Here is a 5433-nt window from a genome sequence, read left to right on the forward strand (position 1 = left end):
AATTGCTTTTTTTATTATTGATGCTTTTACTGCTTCTTTGTCTGCCTGTGTCGTTCTCATAGTTAATTCCTCTCATCAATTATATATACCCGTTCGTATAATAAAAATATTATATACTATTACTGAATCAATTGCAACTTTAATTTTTATTAGAATTACTTGTGCTCTGCATTGTCAAATCAATTGCATTATATTTTAATCAAGGTCTAATTGTAGTATTTACACTTAGGCTTTTTTAATCCATTATAGATTGTATTTGTATCTAAAATGGATTATTCTTCTTGAATTCTAGAAATATAATGTAGTATAATTTATAAAATGACATTGATGGAGGAAAGAATAAATCTTGTAACCAACAAAGAATGCAGAGAATGGCTCGGCAGCATTAAAAATAAATTTCAGAGATCTCAGATCCAAGCAAGTGTTTCTGTTAATAAAGAACTTTTAAAATTCTATTGGGAACTTGGTAAGGAAATAACTGAAAAGGAAAGTCAATACAGCTGGGGGAGTAAGTTTCTCCAGGAACTAAGCACTGACCTTCAAGCTCTTTTTCCAGAAGTTAAAGGATTTTCCAAAAGAAACTTGGAGTTAATAAGAAAATGGTATTCATTTTGGAGCTCCACTGCAATTACGAAACAACATTTGACCTACTGTACCTCCTATTACTAATCATAACATTTCATAATCCAATAAAATAAGGATTGAAACATGCAGGCCGATACGCATTACGATTATATTATCAATATGCTCACACTTAAATTTTCTGCAGGCATGTTAACAAGTTGTAAAATTATTTTTTATAAGTATAGTGAATACAGTCAGTTAGCTGGCTTATGATAAAGATTTTTTTAAAACAGGCGGCTTGAGAGAGCCTATTAGTTAGGAATCGTTACAAACTAACTTGCCCTAAATTGTTTCCAAAAAACCTTAAATGACTGGTTATTTTGAAAACAAAAGAGTAAGTAACTTTGTAGCTGATCCTTATTAAAACTTAATTATTAAAGGGGAGTTTTTATGTCGTTATTAAAAAATTTGAAACTTTTGTCGACCTTGATTGTTGTTATAAGTATTCTATGTTTAGGAAGTGTTGTTATTTCCATTATTGGTGTTCGGGGAGGTTGGATAGGAACGAGAACTGCGTTCACAACCATTGCCTATGCGGCGCAGGCAGGGATCCCAATCCTGATAGCGGCCGTGGTTATTTTGTTCCTTTCACGTGGCAATATCAGTTCATTGATTAAAAGCGGGTTAGCGGTTCTTATCGTTCTGATCCCCGTTGTCGGTCATTATGCTAACCAGCCTGAGAAGCAGCTTCCGGGACCACCTATCAATGATATTTCAACGGATACGACAAACCCGCCGCAATTTAATGCAGTGATACCATTGCGTCCTGCTAATAGTACTTCCATTGAATATCCGGGGGCTGAAACAGCGGCAAGACAAAAACAGTTATATCCTGATATTGCACCGATTGAATCTTCGTTATCCAGTGAACAGGCGTTTAAGCGTGTGCTCGATATTGCTAAAGCAATGAACTGGGATATCGTATCTCAAGATATGAACACCGGGGTGATAGAAGCGGTTGCTTCAACCGTTATTTTCGATTTTAAAGATGATATTGTTATCCGTATTCAATCGACAGAATCAGGCAGCATTGTTGATATTCGCTCTCACTCTCGTATCGGTCGTAGCGATCGTGGTAAGAATGCCGAGCGTATTCGAGCGTTTATTGAAAGCTTTAAATAACCTTGATTAAAGGAATCGATACCAGAAATATAGATACTATTATTAGTAATATTATTGGAGATATTAAGGTAAATAAAAAACCTAGAAATCTCGCGCTAACATAATAATGCTAAGATAGGACTGGAGTCTGGATATTATATGATCATCAATAAAAATTCAGGAAGAGCACTGGATGCAGGAGGAGCAGAGGGAAATGATGCATATACGTACCCTACACCAGACTTAAATAACCAATGGCATTTATGGGAGATACGTAAAGTAAATTAATTTTTTTATCATCTATTTTATAAGAAAAATAAAAATGTACTTTAGAGCAGTGGAGTAATAGCCACTGCTCTTTTAATTCTAAGTAATTAAATTGGATAGGCTACAATAAGTTGGACAGTTTTCTTAAGGTCATGTAAAAGTCCATAATATTATAACCAAGGTCTAAGTGTCGTATCTACACTTGGACTTTTTTATTATTGCCCTTATTTTTACAATCCAACAGTATGTAATCCATATTACTACAAATAATTGAATCAATACTAAATTAAAGAAACAAAAAGGTCTCCATAAGGAGACCTCTAAGCATATATTGGGTATTATATTTAGTTTTATTATTTTTTCTATATTTCTAAATATTTTTTCAACGTAGTTTTTATTGCACCGCTTTCTTTTATCATCTCTTTAAAGTAGCCTTCAACTCTTTCTCCAAGATTTACTTCGTAAAGATTGATACCCATAAATATTTCATCCGAAAGAATTGGTTTCAAGTGAGTTGAAATATCACCATTATATCCTAAAGTAATTCCTTCTATATGCTTCTTCAAATAATCCAATCTAGGATCTGAGCTTAGATTAAAGGTATTTCCAGAATCATTTATTCCCATAAGATATCTGCACCATCCTGCTATCACAAGAGGTATTAGTTTTAGATCAGTAACATCAAGCTCTTCATTCTCATTATAGGCCTTTATTGTTTCACCAAAACGAATGGCCATCTTTTGTGAAGTATCAGTTGCTATCCTCTGAGGAGTATCCGGCAGAAACGGATTAGGAAACCTTACTTCAATAACTTCCTTTATAAATTCAGATGGATTAAGTATTTTAGGGTCTGTTACCACCTTTATAGCTTCATCATATGCCATTTTTTCAACAAGAGTTTTTAACAGATCATCTTTCATCTCTGAGGCAATACTGGTATGCTCTAAGAGGCAACCATATATAGCCAGGGCTGTATGAAGAGGATTTAGACATGTACAAACTTTCATTCTTTCAACTTTGTCTACGGTTTCTCTGTCTGTAAATATTATTCCTGCTTCATCTATATTTGGTCTCCCGTTAGGAAAGCTGTCCTCTATTACAAGATACTGAGGCTCTTCAGCATTTACAAATGATGCTGAATAACTATTTTTATCTGTTATTATTATCTCGCTATCTTCAAATCCATCTTTTTCAAGAGTCTCTTGTACATAAGCATCAGGTCTAGGCGTTATTTTATCTATCATACTCCAAGGAAATGAAACTTTAGATGGATTATCAATATAATCTAAGAACGACTTCTCAACAAAACCATTTGCAACCCATTTCTTAGCATAGTAACTAACTGCTTCATACAGCTTTGTTCCATTGTGAGAACAGTTATCCATGCTTACAAGAGCTATAGGTGCCGCTCCATTTATGAATCTCTCATAACATAAAGCTGTAAGCTTTCCTATAAAATAATTAGGTTTTTCTATCCCGTTTTTTATATCATTTACAACTATTTCCAAAGGATTCCCACTACCGTCTGTCACGGAGTATCCTTTTTCTGTTATGGTAAAGCTTACCATCTGAAGAGATGGAGCTTTAAATATATTTTTTAGCTCACTCCAGGATTTTTCATTAGAAGAGTCAGCTGCAATAGATTTCACAATACTTCCTATCACTTCTTTTTCTATATTTCCATCTGGCTTTAATGTTACCAGCAAACTCAGATCATCAAACGGAGCATACACTTTTTCAATAAGCTCGTAGTCATACCCCTCAGCTACGATTATTCCTTTATCTGCCTTTCCTTCATTTAGCAGTTTGTTTTGTGCAGCTGCAGTGAATGCTCTGAAAAGATTCCCAGCACCAAAATGTATCCAGGTTGGAGCTTCAAGAGTCCTTTTTTTTACCTCCTCTCTGTTGAATTTTGGTAGTTTAAAACCTTTTCCTTCCCATTGCTCTTTATTTAAAATCCCAATACTATTCAACTTCACAATATCAACCTCACTATTTTTTTTCCAACTGATCCCATATTCCAAGGATATACATTATTCCCATAGCTCTGTCATAGAGGCCATATCCAGGTCTGCAGGTCTTTTCTTCTCCCCACAAATGTCTTCCATGATCAGGTCTCATATAACCAGTGTATCCTGTTTCATGATAGGCTCTTATTACCTCCACAACATCTACAGATCCATCGCATGCTCTGTGAGATGTTTCTATAAAATCTCCATTTTCAAATACCTTTACGTTTCTTACATGGGCAAAGTGAATTCTGTCTGAAAATTCTCTTATTATTGAAGGAATATCATTACTTGCTACAGATCCTAATGATCCTGTACAAAGAGTTAATCCATTATAAGGATTATCTACCAGTTTTAAGAATCTTCTTATGTTATCTCTGCAAGTTAATATTCTTGGTAGTCCGAATATATCAAAAGCCGGATCATCCTGGTGAATGGCCATTTTTATATTTAATCTCTCTGCCACAGGAATTATTTTTTCTAAGAAATACTTCAAGTTTTCCCAAAGGTTCTCTGCTGTAAATCCTTCGTATGCTTTGAATGATTCTTCTATCTTAGCTAGTCTCTCAGGTTCCCAACCTGGCATAGTTACGTCTACCCCGTTAGATATTGTTTTTATAAGATCGATAGGGTTTATATTTTGTATCTGACTACTTTCAAAGAATAGTGCATTTGATCCATCTTCAGTTTCCTTATATAAATCTGTTCTTGTCCAATCAAATACAGGCATGAAGTTATAACAGATTACCTTTACCCCTACCTTAGCTAATTTTTCCATAGTTTTTATATAATTATCTATGTATTCATCTCTTGTAGGAAGGCCAAGTTTTATATCCTCGTGTACGTTTACACTTTCCACTACATCTATATTAAATCCGTATTTTTCAGCCTGAGACTTTACCGCCTCTATCCTTTCCATTGGCCACTCTACTCCTGCTGCCATATCATGTAGAGACCATACTACACCTTCTACTCCTGGTATTTGTTTTATATGCTTCAAGGTAATTTGATCGTTACCTTCACCATACCATCTCCATGTCATTTTCATTATGTTTGTCCTCCTACAGCTTAGCTACTAAAATTTCAATACTATTTTACAAATATCTTCTGGTTTATTCTCAATTAAATCTAATGCTTTACTTACTTCTTTATAGTCAATAACATTAGAAATCAATTTTTCCGGATTTAACTTGTTTTCATTAAATAACTCTACAACTTCTTTGAATTTAAATGTTTGGTGTCTTGAACCTCTTATATCTAGCTCTTTTAAGGTAATTCCCAACTGTGCAATATCAGAAACTTCTTTTGTGAAGCCAAGGCACATAACTCTTCCAGCTACAGAAGTAATTTCTACCGCTTGTTCAAAGGTTTTTGGTAAGCATACTGCATCTATTGTTACATTAGATCCCATTCCATTTGTTATTTTCCTAAC

The 5433-nt window shown here is 34.3% G+C and carries 5 protein-coding genes; 2 read left to right on the forward strand and 3 right to left on the reverse strand.

The features are described 5' to 3' along the window. Positions 1-327 precede the first annotated feature (327 nt). Complete coding sequence (locus ABZA26_RS06680; protein WP_372713744.1) at positions 328-669, forward strand: DUF1016 N-terminal domain-containing protein; 342 nt, start codon at positions 328-330, stop codon at positions 667-669. A 345-nt stretch (positions 670-1014) separates the two neighbouring features. Continuing rightward, positions 1015-1746, forward strand: a complete 732-nt coding sequence (locus ABZA26_RS06685; protein ID WP_372713745.1) for a DUF1499 domain-containing protein — start codon at positions 1015-1017, stop codon at positions 1744-1746. A gap of 608 nt (positions 1747-2354) precedes the next feature. Here ABZA26_RS06685 and ABZA26_RS06690 read toward each other — a convergent pair. From ABZA26_RS06690 to ABZA26_RS06700, 3 genes are all read right to left on the reverse strand, one after another. Beyond that, positions 2355-3971 carry a mannitol dehydrogenase family protein gene (locus ABZA26_RS06690; RefSeq protein WP_372713746.1) on the reverse strand — a complete coding sequence of 539 codons (1617 nt, stop codon included), beginning with the start codon at positions 3969-3971 and terminating at the stop codon, positions 2355-2357. A gap of 13 nt (positions 3972-3984) precedes the next feature. Then, positions 3985-5049, reverse strand: coding sequence for a mannonate dehydratase (uxuA, locus tag ABZA26_RS06695; protein ID WP_372713747.1), 1065 nt, complete (start codon positions 5047-5049; stop codon positions 3985-3987). A 27-nt stretch (positions 5050-5076) separates the two neighbouring features. Beyond that, the coding region (locus tag ABZA26_RS06700) for a zinc-binding dehydrogenase (protein ID WP_372713748.1) at positions 5077-5433 on the reverse strand (357 nt) is incomplete at its 5' end.

The organism is Ilyobacter sp., from assembly GCF_041583315.1.
Classification (GTDB): Bacteria; Fusobacteriota; Fusobacteriia; order Fusobacteriales; family Fusobacteriaceae; genus Ilyobacter.

Bases quoted from the DNA above. Each gene is read 5' to 3' on its own strand.
- ABZA26_RS06680 (WP_372713744.1), top strand. From the start codon at position 328: ATGGAGGAAAGAATAAATCTTGTAACCAACAAAGAATGCAGAGAATGG.
- ABZA26_RS06685 (WP_372713745.1), top strand. From the start codon at position 1,015: ATGTCGTTATTAAAAAATTTGAAACTTTTGTCGACCTTGATTGTTGTT.
- uxuA (WP_372713747.1), bottom strand. From the start codon at position 5,049: ATGAAAATGACATGGAGATGGTATGGTGAAGGTAACGATCAAATTACC.